12 protein-coding genes and 1 riboswitch are annotated in these 16,760 nt (G+C 41.1%); of the genes, 3 read left to right on the top strand and 9 right to left on the bottom strand.

The features are described 5' to 3' along the window. Window positions 1-41: 41 nt before the first annotated feature. The 6 genes from KB197_RS08690 to zapA form a co-directional block, all read right to left on the bottom strand. Entirely contained in the window at window positions 42-1,364 is a 1,323-nt protein-coding gene (locus KB197_RS08690) for an alanine/glycine:cation symporter family protein (RefSeq protein ID WP_212573664.1), read from the bottom strand. 90 nt (window positions 1,365-1,454) lie between these two features. Continuing rightward, window positions 1,455-1,543: riboswitch (glycine riboswitch) on the bottom strand. A gap of 186 nt (window positions 1,544-1,729) precedes the next feature. Continuing rightward, a complete protein-coding gene (locus KB197_RS08695) occupies window positions 1,730-4,372 on the bottom strand; it encodes a DEAD/DEAH box helicase family protein (protein ID WP_212573665.1) in 2,643 nt (880 codons plus the stop codon). Between the two features lie 3 nt (window positions 4,373-4,375). Further along, entirely contained in the window at window positions 4,376-6,235 is a 1,860-nt protein-coding gene (locus KB197_RS08700) for a site-specific DNA-methyltransferase (RefSeq protein ID WP_212573666.1), read from the bottom strand. A gap of 184 nt (window positions 6,236-6,419) precedes the next feature. Further along, a complete protein-coding gene (locus KB197_RS08705; RefSeq protein WP_212573667.1) occupies window positions 6,420-8,756 on the bottom strand; it encodes an endonuclease MutS2 in 2,337 nt (778 codons plus the stop codon). Between the two features lie 103 nt (window positions 8,757-8,859). Further along, on the bottom strand, window positions 8,860-9,408 hold the full coding sequence (locus tag KB197_RS08710) for a CvpA family protein (RefSeq protein WP_212573668.1): 549 nt from the start codon (window positions 9,406-9,408) through the stop codon (window positions 8,860-8,862). Then, a complete protein-coding gene (gene zapA / locus KB197_RS08715) occupies window positions 9,405-9,707 on the bottom strand; it encodes a cell division protein ZapA (RefSeq protein WP_000002023.1) in 303 nt (100 codons plus the stop codon). Before zapA ends, KB197_RS08710 begins: the two co-directional genes overlap by 4 nt. An 86-nt stretch (window positions 9,708-9,793) precedes the next feature. On the opposite strand from zapA, the gene rnhC reads away from it, so the two are divergent. From rnhC to KB197_RS08730, 3 genes are all read left to right on the top strand, one after another. Continuing rightward, a complete protein-coding gene (rnhC, locus tag KB197_RS08720) occupies window positions 9,794-10,675 on the top strand; it encodes a ribonuclease HIII (RefSeq protein WP_212573669.1) in 882 nt (293 codons plus the stop codon). A gap of 3 nt (window positions 10,676-10,678) precedes the next feature. Further along, window positions 10,679-11,293: a signal peptidase I gene (gene lepB, locus KB197_RS08725; protein ID WP_212573670.1), complete on the top strand. Its 615-nt coding sequence runs from the start codon at window positions 10,679-10,681 to the stop codon at window positions 11,291-11,293. A gap of 278 nt (window positions 11,294-11,571) precedes the next feature. Continuing rightward, window positions 11,572-13,938 (top strand): ATP-dependent RecD-like DNA helicase, encoded by a 2,367-nt coding sequence (locus KB197_RS08730; RefSeq protein WP_212573671.1) that lies wholly within the window; start codon window positions 11,572-11,574, stop codon window positions 13,936-13,938. 152 nt (window positions 13,939-14,090) lie between these two features. Here KB197_RS08730 and tig read toward each other — a convergent pair whose 3' ends face one another. From tig to KB197_RS08745, 3 genes are all read right to left on the bottom strand, one after another. Beyond that, window positions 14,091-15,374 carry a trigger factor gene (gene tig / locus KB197_RS08735; RefSeq protein ID WP_212573672.1) on the bottom strand — a complete coding sequence of 428 codons (1,284 nt, stop codon included), beginning with the start codon at window positions 15,372-15,374 and terminating at the stop codon, window positions 14,091-14,093. A gap of 92 nt (window positions 15,375-15,466) precedes the next feature. Next, the gene (locus KB197_RS08740; protein WP_212573673.1) at window positions 15,467-16,123 is read right to left on the bottom strand and encodes a DNA alkylation repair protein; all 657 of its coding nucleotides are present in this window, start codon (window positions 16,121-16,123) and stop codon (window positions 15,467-15,469) included. Then, window positions 16,124-16,756 (bottom strand): response regulator transcription factor, encoded by a 633-nt coding sequence (locus tag KB197_RS08745; protein WP_212573674.1) that lies wholly within the window; start codon window positions 16,754-16,756, stop codon window positions 16,124-16,126. Between the last annotated feature and the right edge of the window lie 4 nt (window positions 16,757-16,760).

The raw sequence follows: 16,760 nt of genomic DNA on the forward strand, positions 1-16,760 counted from the left end.
TTTTTATGAAAGCAAAAAATCACACGCGATGTGTGATTCTATTATTTATTAAAATACTTTTTAGTCTCAGCAATAACAACTGGTGATAAAACTAAGAGGGCAATCAAGTTTGGCAGAGCCATCAAAGCGTTGACAATATCAGCAATAATCCAGACCATATCCAACTCGATAAATCCTCCCAGCAAGACCATGAGCACAAAAACCACACGGTAGAGCCAGATAAAACGAACACCAAAGAGGAACTCGAAACAGCGTTCTCCATAGTAGTTCCAACCTAGAATCGTTGTAAAAGCAAAAAGTACAAGGAAGATGGTCAAGAGGGCAGGCCCAAAGTGAGAAAATACTGTTGAGAAGGCTGACTGAGTCAAAGCCACTCCATTCAAGTCACTATTCCATACTCCAGTTACCAAGATGGTCAAACCAGTTAGAGTACAAATGATGAGGGTATCAATAAAGGTTCCTGTCATGGAAATCAAACCTTGCTCTACTGGTTCATTTGTCTTAGCCGCAGCAGCTGCAATGGGAGCAGAACCCAGACCAGATTCGTTTGAGAAGACACCACGCGCCACACCATTTTGGATAGCCATCCGAATGCTAGCGCCGGCAAATCCACCTACCGCAGCAACAGGACTAAAAGCCGATGTCAAGATTAGAGCGATTGTGGCAGGAATTTTTCCAATATTGAAGAAAATAACTGTAAGCGTTCCCAAAATATAGATGATGGCCATAAAAGGAACAACAGCTGTTGAAACCTTTGATATGGACTTGAGCCCGCCAAAAACGGCAATCGCTACTAAGACAGACAAAACAAGAGCCGTGATAGCTGGCGAAATAGTCGTTGTATTTTGGATCGATTCTGTAATCGAGTTTACTTGGGTGAATGTTCCGATTCCCAACAAAGCTACTAAGACACCTGCGATAGCAAAAAAGATGGCAAGTGGTCTCCACTTTTCTCCCATACCCAAAAGTATATAGTGCATGGGACCTCCTGCAACAGCACCGTTATCGTCTTTAGTCCTGTATTTAATGGCTAATAAACCTTCCGCATACTTGGTTGCCATTCCAAAGAAAGCCGCCATCCACATCCAAAAGAGAGCTCCTGGTCCACCGACCTTGATAGCTGTCGCCACCCCGATAATATTTCCCGTACCAACTGTCGCTGCTAGGGCTGTACACAAGGCCGCAAAACTGGATACATCCCCATGCCCCTTATCCTTAATAAAAATAAGCTGGAAGGCCTTGGACAGACGCAAAACCTGTAAAAGCCCCAAACGGGCAGTTAGGTAAATCCCTGTTCCGACCAATAAAATCAAGAGGGGTGGACCCCAAGCAAAAGCATCAATTGATTTAAGCAATTCTAACATTCTATTCTCCTATCTTTTCAACCCCAAAAGAAAGAGCACATGCAAGATACATGTACTCTGGAATGCTTAGATAAATGCTAAAAAGCGGTCTATCCTAGCTCTGTCCTTTTACCTGAGAGTTTGAGCAGTTGCCTGCCTTGCCCCTTCGGTGCCTTTACGGTCTCTCCAGAGTTCCGTCCATTTACAGTCATGGAAAATCAAACGATTCCCCCACTTCTATTAAACTTCATTCGGTGTTGGTATTTAATTGATTCTTATTTTACAAAAAATGTTGGCTTTTGTCAATGGATTTTGGGAAAATCTTATTTGACTCAGTTAACTAAACTTGGTAATGATTTTCGAAATCATAAACTCCCCAATTTACGCTATAAATCTTTTAAATTACTATTTACAACTTCTCTGCTCATCTCATTATTAAAGAAAGGAAGACCGACGATACGATAACGTTCATCGTCCAACAAAGTTCTTGCCTCATCTCTTTCAGTAATTTGCAGTAAGAATTTCTCTTTCCAGCCTTCTTTACTATTTTTGAAGGTATTATTACTATCCAAAAATTGACTTCCTTTTGGCTCAATGAAAATCTGCCAAGAAGTATTTCCAACTTTTTTATCATTTGCAAGCAAGATAAAGTCAGGCTCAAAAGCACGCCCTTCATCAAAACTATAGATTTTCACTGCTTTCTCATTTCGCAAAAGATAAATATCAGACCACTTTTCCTGCAAATCATTCATCAATTCACGGATAGCACGCACCAGATATTTCTCCTCGCTTGTTCCAAAGTTATCATCATAGGCATACCAATCTAGTTGATCGATATTTTCAAAAATCTCTGTTTCAGACTTGGTTTTTTGTGACCGTCCAAACTCTGCATTCCCATTTACATTAACAGTATACTTTCTCAAAATATTCTCTTCAAAAACTTCACGTACAGGAACAGATTCAAAGTTAGCTGAACCATAAAAGCACTCTTCAGTTGGAACGATATCTTTTTCAATGCTATATAAAAGCTGTTCTGCAATATAGAGTTTCTGGTCTGAAGTTAACTCACTTATTTGTGATAAAGAAGATTCTACTATAATATTAACTTTTGAAAGCATTTCGATGAAGGCAGATACACCACTCAAGCCAAAGAAAGCTTTCTGTAAGTTTTTAAAGGTATACTGTTTATTGCGATTGATAGCTGCTCGAACAATATTGGAAGTAATTTCTTTTCCAAACTCGAAATTTAAGGTGTTTGTCGAATCAGTCGCAAAAATATCATCTTCTGAGAAAGCTTCAAAATCTCCTGTGTTGAAAGTCGGTAAACTGACCTCAAAGGAACTAGGAATGAAAGAGGTATCCAACAAACTTTCCTGTCGTTGTTCAACATATTCTTGATAAGAAAGACGTTTATTCATCCAAACAAGACCCTCTGTATAGGTTCGTGTTTGTTTGAAAGACTCTTTTAGCTTTAATTCACGCTCTTCTAAATTGACATCATCAAAAATTCCAGACTCACGCAAGACTTGCTTTAATTCAGAAATATAGCGAGGATTATTGGCAGAATGATAATGAAGCTGTTCTATGACACGAAGTTCATTGTTTTCATTTTCATCAAATTTACGAGTGAACTTCTCCTCGATTTGATTATCAATCACAAAGGGATAATAACGTGCACCACGACCAATGAGTTGCTTTTCTGCATTGGTAGTGTTCCCTGCGACAAAACCGTTCTTTGTTGTCTTACCATCACGAATATCGTAAAGGCGAACAATATCAAAAAGATTCAAAACATCCCAGCCTTCGTTGAGCATATCAACTGCAAAAATAGCACGAATTTCATTTGAAGGGAGTTCCAGAGTATTCAACTCCACTAAATTGTTGCTAGTCTTGTTTTTCCCATCAATCACGAGTAAGCGTTCACGGCGAAAATCTTCCTGCAATTCCTCAATTAAATCTTGAAAAGAAAGTCCAGACTCCTCAAAAAAAGCAAATGCTTTTTCCAAGATATTTTTTTGCTCCTCATCATTTGCAGTTAAGTTTTTTTGAGACTGTACTTGTTCTACTGACAGATTGGCTAACATATCCAAAAAAGCCTCTAAGTTTCCTTTATTTTCAGCAATTTTTTGCGACTTAAACAAGACCAAAGGTTTGAGGTTGATGCCATGTTTCAAAGCGATTTTCTTGCGGTATTGGCTGATAATGATTGCCTGCAACATACGAGTTGGAAGTTCATTATCTACTAAGTGGAAAAGAACATCTTTAGAGTACTTATCCAAGCGGAACTCTTTCAAGTCATACTTGAAAATCAAAGATTTTTCATATTTTTTGGCAATATCTGGATTTGCTAAGTCAATGGTTGCTGTAAATTCAAATAAAGAAGATTTACGTGCTGTACTTTGAATGTTTTCAATCGTCGCCGTCCAGCTGTCGTTCTCATCTTTTTCTTTCTTACCGAGTCCAGCATTCAAGTGATGAGCCTCATCTGCCAATAACACAAGCGACAAATCTTCAAATTGCTCATAAGTTAGGCGATTTTCCCTTGGGGTGTTTAAATCTTGGTGAAGTTTTTGAATGGTTGTAAAAACAATATTGATACTATCAGGCTGACTATCGGAAAAATCTGTCACTTCACGTACTCCCACCACTTGATTATCAATCGTTATTTTATCCGCAAACAAGTATTTTCCCATCTCATTAGGCAAGAAGTTTGCCCTTGTCTTGGTAAGGATATTGTCGTTATTAACAAAAAAAATAAAATTGCGTTCACCCTGTTTAAATTTTTCGAGGATAATCGCTGCCATCAGCAAAGTTTTTCCTGAACCGGTCGCCATATTGTAGAGGACTTGTTCTGGTTTTTTTCGATTCTTCTCATCCCTTTTGTAGTAAAGATACCTCCCTAACGCCTCTTTCTGGTAAGGACGCAGTGGAAATTTCAGATTTTGCGTGATGTAGTCTGGAATGCTTGCCTTAAAGTCAATGAAGCCATTTTCACTAGCTTGCTTATAAATTTCATACACAAAAGCCATCACTTACTCCTCTCCATAGAAGTCTTTATTGAGTTTTTTCTCTTCTAGTAAAATGCCATAGTCGCTATCATCTATCTCTGAGTAATTAACATACAGGTTATTATTATCCACCAACTCCAGCAAGACTTGTTTTTGTTCAGCTAGTGAAAGTTTTTCGAACTCTGACTTTTTCAACTTTTTAGGGTCGACACGATAAGATAGGAACGAAGACTTTTTAGCTTGTTCAAATAGTTGAGATAGAGTTTCAGACTCTCTTGCCTCTAAGACTGTATTTTTAAAATCCTGGGCATCATTTTTGAGTTCGCAGTAGACAAACGAACCTCCACCCTGCCAGTCGACAGATTTTGAAATACCACCTTGTTCGCCCTCAATCACTTTTTCCAAACGTTTAACGGACACGGTCTCAATGTAGTCCATTTGTTCAATACCAATGTACTGGCGGTTCATTTTATGGGCAACGGCTGCTGTTGTACCTGATCCGAGGTGGTAATCTAGGACGATGTCTCCATCATCGGTCGTTAAATCAATAAACTTTTTAACCAGCTGTTCTGGCTTAGGGTAATCAAAAACTTTTTCTTTGAAAATTTCTTCTAAAACTTTAGTTCCCTGACCAGAAAAACTTTCATCAATCCAAGATGTAAAAACTGTTTGTTTCTTCCCATCACCTTTATATATTTTTTCGTAGAGCTCTGTTCTACCATCTTTTTCAAGTGACACTACCATATCATTTTTTATAGCTTCTTCAAGTCTATTTTTACTCCATCTCCAGCACCCATCATCTCCATTCGGTAAGATTGGCAATACTTTATTACCCTCAAATTCAACTTCATAGAAGAGGTTAGGGCGGTCTTCTCTTCGACTGTTGCTTCCCCATTTTCGAATAAGCTGAGTTTTATAGTTTCCTCGGCTATCTTCATAAGCATAGTTTGAAGTGTCTTCGATAAAAGCTTTATTCAAGATTGCTCGTTCTTTATTTTTGGCGTAAAAAATTATAGTTTCGTGAATTTGAGCAATATATTTACTATCTTGACGACCTCCTCGACCTTTCCAGACAATATTTGAGATAAAATTATTTCTGCTGAACACCTCATCCATCAAAACTTTTAGATATGCTTGTTCATTGTCATCACATTGTACAAAAATTAAGCCATCATCACTCAGCAACTCCCGAGCCACCTCTAAACGATTCTTCATAAAAATTAACCATGTTGAATGATTGAAGCTATCATTGTAATTAAAGCTATCATTACCTGTATTGTAAGGCGGATCAATATAAATGAGTTTGACTTTCCCAGCAAAACGCTTTTTCAAACTATGCAGAACGATAAGATTATTCCCTTTGATGATAAGATTATCAGTATCTTTTATCTCTTCCACGTTATGCTCGCCAGTTTCGTCATAACGTTTAAAGTTAGTCAAGACCTTATCATCCAGTAAACGATTGATTTCTGTTGGAGCGAGTGTTTCATTAAAGAAAACCTCTTGACGTTTCACATCGTCCTTGGTTTGCCCTCCCTCAAGCACACAATCTTTATAAGGAAAATTCAGCACAACTTCTTTATTTTCAGAAAGATAATTTCTGTCTGGCATCCCAAGACCTATTTTTGTTTTGTAGGCTGTAAAGCTGTCAGGCAAGAACTCCTTGTTATTTAGAAATTGCAAAAAGATATCTTTTTTAAAGACCAATACCCCATTTTGTAGCTTTGAAAAGAAATGATTGGTCATTTTTTCATTACTACTCAACTGATTGAGTAAGTCAGGACTGTACTGCCGTGCCAGCTCAGCCAGCTTATTTTTATTTAGCACACCATCCACTAAAAACTTAGGATTTTTAGAGAGAACCTGCTCTAATTCATGTTTCATATACGGAATCTCCTTCTCACTTAAAATTTGTGAAGAGCTGATAGTATTCCTTTATATGTATATATAAAGGAAAGGTATACCCTTCGGTTTTATTCAATTTTCTAGTTCTATTATAGCATATTTGAGCATGTTTAAAAGAAATGATAAAAAAGCTTGAGGAATCTTGTATTTCCTCAGGCTTTTCTTATCCTTTAAAAGTGACAATAGTCGCACCACTGCCTCCAGCATTTTGTGGGGCATAGCCAAAACTCTTGACATGTTTGTTTCTTTGTAGATATTTGGTGACACCTTCACGGATAACACCTGTTCCAATACCATGGATGATGTCAACTTGAGCCATATTATTAAGCAGGGCTTGGTCTATAAAGGCATCTAGCTCATTCATGGCTTCTTCATAGCGTTTACCTCGAAGATCCAGTCTGGCTTGTGGGCCACGACCAGATGTCCGTTTCACAACATTGACTTGTTTCTTCTTGACTGGTTTTTCTTGCTGAACTTGAACAAGGTCAAATTCTTTCTCTTCCAAGGTCATCTTAATCAAGCCAACTTGGGCTTCCCAGCGACCGTCTTTGAGTTGACTGGTCAAGGTACCACGCTGTCCATAACTGAGAACAACGATATCATCTCCCACCTTTGGAGCTCGTTTTTTCTTGGCCTTTTGAAGGACCTTGTTTTTAGACAAGTCCACTTTTTCAGGAGCCAATTTTTTCAATTTGGCCTTGGCGTCAATGATTTCATGGGGTTTGAGTTGAGATTTACTGTGGAGATTTTTGAGAATCTGGTCACTCTCACTTAGGGCCATGTCCACAATCTCAGCAGCCTGTTCACGCGCCTTGTTAAGCTCGGTTTCCTTTTCACGATTGAGCTCGTTATAAAGTTTTTTTAGAGCACGGTTCATCTTGAGATTTTCTTGCTCCACCTCACGGATATTGTCCAAGCGTTTGCGGCTCTCTAGCGTCTGCTCTTCCAGTTGCTCAATAATCCGGTTGACATCATTGTCCTGATTGACCTGCTGACTGGCATCCCCTACGATAACTTCAGATAGACCTAAACGTTTAGCAATTTCGAAGGCATTGCTTCGGCCAGGAACTCCCTGCATAAAGCGATAAGTCGGGCGAAGAGTTGCAGTATCAAACTCCATGCTAGCATTTTGCACAAAGGCTGTCTCAATACCATAGGCCTTGAGCTCTGGATAGTGGGTTGTAGCCATGGTCTTGACTTGACGCAGGCGAAGGTCTTCCAGAATAGCCATGGCAAGAGCAGCTCCTTCTTGAGGGTCTGTACCAGCTCCCAACTCATCCAAGAGTAAAAGTGAATGTTGGTTAACCTTGCCAAGAATATCCACAATATTGGTCATGTGGCTAGAGAAGGTAGACAAGCTCTGCTCAATAGACTGCTCATCGCCAATATCAGCAAAGATTTCTTCAAAAACACCCACACGACTTCCCTTATCAGCTAAAATCGGCAAACCTGACTGAGCCATAACCTGTGTCAAGCCCAGAGTTTTAAGCATTATAGTCTTCCCACCTGTATTGGGACCTGTAATGACAATCGCTGTTAAATCTTGACCAAAATGGACATCATTTGCGACGGCATTTTTGACCAAAGGATGGCAGACATGGAGCAGTTGAATCTCTTGATTTTCTGACAGCAGAGGTACGACTGCTTGTCTTTCTTGGATAAAGCGGACCTTGGCACGAATCAAGTCTAGATGGCCGATAATCCAAGCATCATTGGCAATCTCAGCCGCATGAGGGCGAACACGCTCAGAAATTTCTTGGAGAATGCGAAGCATTTCATAGCGCTCATCTGCTCGCAAACTGGCAATTTCTTCGCTCAGTTTGACCACCTCACGGGGTTCGATATAGACGGTATTTCCACTAGCAGAAATATCATGAACGACACCTGCAATCTTATTGCGGTAGGTGTTTTTGACTGGTAAAACCTGACGGCCATTTCTGCTGGCAACAATCCCTTCTGTCAACATCTGCGCTTTTTGCTTGAGCAGATCCTGTAAAACATCGCGTACCTGACTCTCGCTATCATGGATTTTTCGACGGATGCGCGCCAATTCTTCACTGGCAAAATTTTCAATGAAACCTGCATCATTAAAGGCTTGGAGATTTCCTTGTAATTGCGGAAAATCATGTAATTTCTCAAACCAAAGGGCTAATTCTTCCAAGTTGACATTTTCCAGATTGGCATAAAAACTTTGCAGCTCTCGGCTAGACAGAAGCACGCGCTTCAAGAGGAGGAACTCCTCGATATTGAGATCCGCCCCCATCTCCAAACGCTTGCAGACTCCTGCGATTTCCTTGGTTGCAAGAATGGTAAAATGCGGTTGCTCGACAAAGAGAGCCTGCATTTCCTTCATCTCAGCAAAAGCCTGTTTGATTTTATCTGCTTTGGCAGTCGGAGCCAGCTGTCTCAATTGCTCCAAGCCCTGCTCGGTCAACAAATGGGGTTCAAACAAAGCCTTGACCTTATTGAACTCTAATGTTTCTAATATTTTCTTATTCATCTTTATTTCCTTGTCTTTGAATGTCTAGGTGTGGTAGCTTTTTACATTCTGATAGATTCGAGTCAAATCTGTAAACAAAGGGCTAGGAAAACTCCTGCCCTTTTTATCCGATTAAATTCGTCACCCAGATTTGTTTGAGCCAACTGGTTGTTACCGGTATGCTCTGGATGATGTGTTTTGCGACGATACTCTTTTCAAGAGGATTTTGTATAGCTGCCATGGGAATGGTCGCTAAGATTGTCAAGGTCATTTGCAAGACAAATAAGGTCACCAACATGGACAAGATACCTGCTGAAACTTGGAACAACTTGCCACCCAGTTTTTTACTAGGAATCAAGTGCAAGAGGAGACCAAGCAAACGACCGATGCTATAGACAATCCCAAATACAAGCAAGTAGCCGATACCTGCATAAAAGACCTTATCCAATTGAAAGAGTTGATCCGATGGGAAAAAGAAAGTTCCCTGACCTTCCTGCGGATTTGCATAAGGGACCAACAAATGAAATTGTTCTCCAAGCCCCTTATAAAACTGGCCAGCCACAAAAGCAGATGCCATAGCTGAAATCAGGTAATAAAGCTGTAAGAGCAGGCCTCTCCGATAGCCGATATAAAATCCCCAAGCCAAGACCAATAGAAGAAGGAGTGAAATCATAAGGAATCCTCAATCTTGCTCTGTTCTTGCTTGCAAGTCACAAGCTTGTGGCGCAGTTCTTCTAATTCTTGCTCCTTGTCATCAAATTCAATCTCACGGCTGAGCTGAGTTGACAAACAGTTGACTGCCAACAAAAGAGCGATTGTTTCATCATCTGCGCTAGGCATTTGTTCTTTAATTGCTTGGTATTTTTCTGTCGCAACCTTGGCGATTTCCTCCATAAAGAGATTATCATGCTCGCTTGTCAAGGTTAACGTTTTTTTCCCGAATGTAAATTTGAATCGATTTAGATTTGCCATAAAATTCACCTCACGATATTATACCAAAATTCACTAATTTTGTCAGTTTTTACAAATTTGCCTGCTTTTATGGTACAATAGAAACTATGGCAAGTATAACACTCACACCAAGTGAAAAGGAGATTCAGGCTTTTCTTGAACACTATCAAACCAGTCTGGCTCCCAGCAAGAATCCCTATATCTGCTACTTTTTGAGACTACCCCAAGCAACGGTTTCTATCTATACTTCTGGAAAGGTCTTGCTTCAGGGTGAAGGAGCTGAGAAATACGCTCGTTTCTTTGGCTATCAAGCTGTAGAGGAAACCAGCGGACAAAATCTCCCTTTGATTGGGACAGATGAGGTAGGAAATGGTTCCTACTTTGGTGGGCTTGCAGTTGTGGCTTCCTTTGTCACACCTGACCAGCATGCCTTCTTGCGAAAACTCGGTGTGGGGGATTCTAAAACTCTGACCGACCAAAAGATCCGTCAGATTACCCCTATTCTCAAGGAAAAAATCCAACATCAGGCACTGCTTCTCTCACCAAGCAAGTACAACGAGGTCATCGGAGACCGCTACAATGCTGTTTCGGTTAAGGTAGCCCTCCATAATCAGGCTATCTATCTCCTTCTTCAAAAAGGCATTCAGCCTGAGAAAATTGTGATTGATGCCTTTACCAGTGCTAAAAATTATGACAAGTACTTGGCACAAGAGGCCAATCGTTTCAGCAATCCTATCAGCTTAGAAGAAAAGGCTGAGGGCAAATACTTGGCTGTCGCAGTTTCTTCTATCATTGCGCGTGATCTCTTTCTGGAAAATCTTGAAAATCTAGGACGAGAACTGGGCTATCAACTTCCAAGTGGAGCTGGAACGGCTTCTGATAAGGTAGCTAGCCAGATTTTGCAAGCCTATGGTATGCAAGGACTCAATTTCTGCGCCAAACTGCACTTTAAAAATACTGAAAAAGCGAAAAAACGCTTAGAAAGGTAAATTATGAATTCATTTAAAAATTTCTTAAAAGAGTGGGGATTGTTCCTTCTAATTCTGTCATTACTAGCTTTAAGTCGTATCTTTTTTTGGAGCAATGTCCGCGTAGAAGGGCATTCTATGGATCCTACCCTAGCGGATGGCGAAATTCTCTTTGTCGTTAAGCACCTCCCTATTGACCGTTTTGATATCGTGGTGGCCCATGAGGAAGATGACAATAAGGACATCGTCAAGCGCGTGATCGGAATGCCTGGCGACACCATCCGTTACGAAAACGATAAACTTTACATCAATGATAAAGAAACGGATGAGCCTTACCTAGCTGACTACATCAAACGTTTCAAGGATGACAAACTCCAAAGCACATACTCAGGCAAGGGCTTTGAAGGAAATAAAGGAACTTTCTTTAGAAGTATCGCTCAAAAAGCCCAAGCCTTCACAGTCGATGTCAACTACAATACCAACTTTAGCTTTACAGTTCCAGAAGGAGAATATCTTCTCCTCGGAGACGACCGCTTGGTTTCAAGTGACAGTCGTCACGTAGGTACCTTCAAAGCAAAAGATATCACAGGGGAAGCTAAATTCCGCTTCTGGCCAATCACCCGTATCGGAACATTTTAAGAGACCTAAGAGGCCGAGAATCAAGAATCTCAGCCTCTTCTTCTATCGTGAGAAGTGATTATTCACTATCCAGTTTGATTAAGATAGAAACAAAGTTATACTCAATGAAAATCAAAGATCAAACTAGGAAGCTAGCCGCAGGTTGCTCAAAGCACTGCTTTGAGGTTGTAGATAGAACTGACGAAGTCAGTAACATATATACGGCAAGGCGAAGCTGACGTGGTTTGAAGAGATTTTCGAAGAGTATTAACTCTCACCTATTTATGCAAAGGAATCTTATGGAAGTTTATTTTTCAGGAACCATTGAACGGATTATTTTTGAAAATCCCAGCAATTTTTATCGTATCCTCCTCCTAGAAATCAACGATACAGACGCAGAGGATTTTGATGATTTTGAAATCATTGTCACGGGCACCATGGCTGATGTGATTGAGGGAGAAGACTATACTTTTTGGGGACAAATTGTCCAGCACTCCAAGTATGGGGAGCAACTGCAAATCAGCCGGTATGAACGCTCAAAACCAACTAGCAAGGGGCTGGTTAAATACTTTTCAAGTAGCCATTTCAAGGGAATTGGTCTCAAGACAGCTCAGAAAATTGTGGATACCTATGGCGAAAATACCATTGACGAAATTCTGCAACACCCAGAAAAGTTAGAAGGCATCGCAGGACTATCTGCCAAAAATCGCGAGGCTTTCGTCTCAACTCTCCGTCTCAACTACGGAACGGAGATGATCTTGGCCAAACTTGCCAACTACGGCATTCCTAACAAACTAGCCTTCCAGATTCAAGACTTTTACAAGGAAAAAACCCTTGATGTGGTTGAAAATTATCCCTACCAACTGGTTGAGGATATCAAAGGATTGGGATTTACCATTGCTGACCAATTAGCGGAAGAACTAGGTATCGAAAGTCAGGCTCCTGAACGCTTCCGCGCCGGTCTAGTTCATAGTCTTTTTCAGGCCTGTATGGAAACAGGGGACACCTATGTTGAAGCACGGGATTTGCTGGAACAAACCCTTACTCTCCTTGAGTCTTCTCGCCCCGTGGAACTGGATCCCAGCCAAGTGGCCCAAGAGCTCTCCTACCTGATCGAAGAAGACAAGGTTCAGCAGATTGATACCAAAATCTTTGATAACAGCCTCTTTTTCGCTGAGGAAGGTATCCGCAGTCACTTGGTTCGTATCCTTGAAAAAGGAAAACAGAAGAGCCAAGATTTAGAAACCATTCAAAAGAATATCGCTACTGTCGAGCAAGAACTGGGGATTGAGTATGATAGCATTCAAAAACAAGCTATCTGTGATGCTATCCAGAACAAGGTCTTTATCCTGACAGGTGGTCCTGGTACTGGTAAAACAACTGTTATCAATGGGATTATCGCTGTTTATGCCCTTTTAGAAGGACTTGACCTCAGGAAAAAAAGTAACCTGCCCATTCTTCTTGCCGCTCCAACTGGACGAGCAGCTCGCCGGATGAATGAATTGACAGGCTTGCCTAGCGCGACCATACACCGTCATTTAGGAATGACAGGTGACGATGATACCAGTCATCTGGAAGATTATCTAGATGCTGACTTTATCATCGTAGATGAATTTTCCATGGTGGATACTTGGCTGGCCAACCAACTCTTCTCCAACATCTCTTCTGACAGCAAGATCCTCATCGTGGGTGACAGCGACCAGTTGCCGTCTGTCAGTCCTGGACAGGTTCTAGCGGATCTGCTTCATATTCCCTTGATTCCTCAGACTCGCTTGGAAAAAATTTATCGACAAAGCGAAGAATCAACTATCGTTACCCTAGCTAGTCAGATTAGACAGGGTATCCTGCCAGCTGATTTCACCCAGAAAAAAGCAGACCGTTCCTACTTTGAAATTGCTAGTGCCCATATCCCTGCTACTATTGAGAAAATCTTAGGTGCTGCCCTAAGAAGTGGTATCCCTGCCCGTGATATCCAAGTTCTGGCTCCCATGTACCGAGGGACTGCAGGAATTGATGCTATCAATCAGCTCATGCAAGACCTCCTGAACCCACCACAAAAAGACCAACTCAGTTTTGAAGCTCCCCAGTGCCACTATCGTAAGGGAGATAAGGTCATTCATTTGGTCAACGATGCTGAAATCAATGTCTTTAATGGAGATTTAGGAGCCATCACAGATCTGATTCCTGGTAAATACACCGAGTCGAAGCAAGATGAGATTGTCATTGATTTTGATGGCAACGAGGTCTCTTACCCACGTAATGAATGGTACAAAATTCGCTTGGCCTATGCCATGAGTATCCATAAGTCTCAGGGAAGTGAGTTCCCTGTTGTCATCCTACCGATTACCAGTGCTAGCCGACGTATGCTGGAGCGCAATCTCATCTATACAGCCATTACTCGCGCCAAAAGCAAACTTATCTTACTAGGCGAATTACAGGCGTTCGATTATGCAACCCAACACATCGGAACTGCCCGAAAAACCTATCTGATTGAACGCTTCAGTGATTTATTGGAGAATGTTGAAGAAAAACAACAAGCTATCTCTGAAACTGCCACATCAAGTGCAACTGAACAATCCTACATCCTGACCGAAGAAAACTGGGACAGCATCCCAGCCATGATTGGGATTACAGACGCAGACCTCAAAGAGATTTTTGGAAAATAGTGCACAAGAAAACCCACCAATTCAGGTGGGATTTTTGTTTATGAATACTCAATGAAAATCAAAGAGCAAACTAGGAAGCTAGCCGCAAGCTGTACTTGAGTACGGTAAGGCGACGCTGACGTGGTTTGAAGAGATTTTCGAAGAGTATAAGATTATTTAACTGTTGCTGTGCTTGTGATCAATTCAACAGCTTTTTTGATTGTGATATCGTGTTTCAACATATCAGCTGAAAGCAAGCTTTGTACTTGTGCAACTTCCATGTTGTAATCTGCAGCCAATTGCTCAACTTCTTTTTGGATTTCTTCTTCTGAAGCGTCAAATCCTTCAGCTTTGGCAACTGCTTCGATAACAAGGTTAGTCTTAGTACGTGACTCAGCTTCTGCCTCGTATTGCTTGTGAAGGTCTTCTTGAGTAGTCCCAGTGATTTGGAAGTACATGTCAGGATTGATACCTTGACGTTGCAAGTTTCCAAGGAATTCATTTACTGAACGGTGAACTTCTTCGTGAATCATTTCTTCTGGAAGTTCTACGATTTCAGCGTTTTCTACAGCTTTATCAATTGCTGCACCTTCAACTGCATCTTTGTAAGCTTCTTCTTTAGCTGCAGCCAATTCCTTGCGGTATTTTTCTTTCAATTCAGCAAGTGTTTCAACTTCTTCGTCGATGTCTTTTGCAAGCTCATCGTCAAGTGCTGGAACTTCTTTTGCTTTTACTTCGTGGATAGTTGTCACGAATTTAGCTTCTTTACCTGCAAGGTCTTCTGCTTGGTAGTCTTCTGGGAATGTTACAACTACATCAACAGTTTCGCCAGCTGAGTGACCTACCAATTGGTCTTCGAAACCAGGGATGAATTGACCTGAACCAAGTCCAAGTGAGAAGTTTTCACCTTTTCCGCCATCAAATTCAACACCATCGATAGAACCAACGAAGTCGATGACAACAGTGTCGCCGTTTTCAGCAGCAGCTTCCTTGATAACCAATTCAGCCAAGTTGTTGCGTTCGCGTTCGATACGCTCTTCAACGTCAGCGTCAGTTACTTCTTTTTCTACATCAACTGATACTTCAAGGTTTTTGTAGTCACCCAATTTTACTTCAGGTTTTGTAACGACTTCAGCAGTGATAACCCAGTCTTGACCTTTTTCCATTGAAGTTACATCAATTTTTGGTTGAGCAACGACTTCAAGACCAGCTTCTTTTACAGCTGCTTCATAAGCATTTGGCAAAAGAGCGTTCATAACGTCTTGGTAAAGTGACTCTTCACCAAATTTTTTGTCGAAGATAGGACGTGGAAGGTGACCTTTACGGAAACCTGGAACATTAAGAGATTTCTTCACTGAGTTGAAGACACGGTCCAATTCTGGTTTGATTTGGTCTTGAGAGATAGTGAAAGTCAAGACACCACGGTTTGTTTCTTTGTTTTCAAATGATACAGACATTCTGTCATTTCTCCTTAAAATTTTTTAAATACAGTCTATTATAACATAAATGAGCGACTTTTTTCAAGTAATGAATGCGCTTTTCAATGACGCTAGAGGTACTTGCTTGCTTCTTTGATACTAAGGTCAGCCATTCTTTCCTTGTTTTTCTCAATGAAGCCTGCTACCCATTCCGGATTGGTTTTTGAGTAGTCTCGCAAAGCCCAGCCGATGGCCTTGTTGATAAAAAATTCTGTCTGGTCCAGATTATTGAGCAGGATCTTTTCCATCAGTTGGACATTTGTCTTCTCTTTTCTTAACAACTGGTGGTCAATAGCAACTCGTCTTAGCCAGATATTGTCTGACAGGCTCCATTGGAGGATTATTTTTTCCAGTTCCTGCTTCTCATACACCAAACTCCCTACTACTCGATCTAGGATATCCACCGTATCCCACCAAGACTTGGTGACAACCAACTGCTCTAGCTTAGGCAAATCGCTGTCCTTTAGATAAGACTGCATGGCTTTCAAATAATTGGCGGCCACATACTGGTATTCTCTAGACTCTTTTTCCCAGCAAGTATCTACAAAATCCCAATCGATAATCTTTGTTTTTTTCGCTTCTGGAAAGTATTTTTTATAGAGTTTATTTCTTTCTGGCGCCGCAACGCCTAGAAAGGAAAATTGATGGCGCATATAGGCCTCCATAGGCCCTGCTTTTTTAGGATTTTTTGCTGCTTCTAGCTCCTCAAGTAAATCTGTTAGACTCATCTAAAACTCCTCATGCCCCACCAAGTGGTGCTGAAAGGCATAGACTGCAGCCTGGGTACGATCGCTAACCTCAAGTTTGGCAAGAATGTTAGACACGTGCGTCTTGACCGTCTTGAGAGAGATAAACAGTTCGTCTGCGATACGCTGATTTTCGTAGCCCTTGGCGATGAGTTGGAGAACATCTCGCTCACGCGCAGTCAAGTCCTCATGTAGTTCTATGTGATTGCGGTGGTACTCGACCTTCTTGCTGACCTCTTGCTCAATGGCCAACTCGCCAGCAACCACCTTACGAACAGCATGGAGTAGTTCGTCTGCACTTGAAGTCTTGAGCATATAACCCCTAGCACCAGCATTTAAGACAGGCATGATTTTTTCATTGTCTAGGTAAGAGGTCACAATCAAAATCTTGGCTTCAGGCCATTCTTTTAGGAGAGCCAAAGTCGCCTCAATTCCATTCATCTCAGGCATGACGATATCCATGACAATAACGTCCGGACGCAGTTCCAAGGCCAAGTCAATACCCTGAGAACCGTTTGCTGCCTCGCCCACAACTTCTACATCGTCTTGGAGGTCAAAATAGCTTTTCAAGCCCAATCGTACCATTTCATGGTCATCTACTAGTAAAATTTTCATCTAC

The sequence above is a fragment of the Streptococcus sp. 11-4097 genome (assembly GCF_018215285.2).
In the GTDB taxonomy this organism is placed as follows: Bacteria; Bacillota; Bacilli; order Lactobacillales; family Streptococcaceae; genus Streptococcus.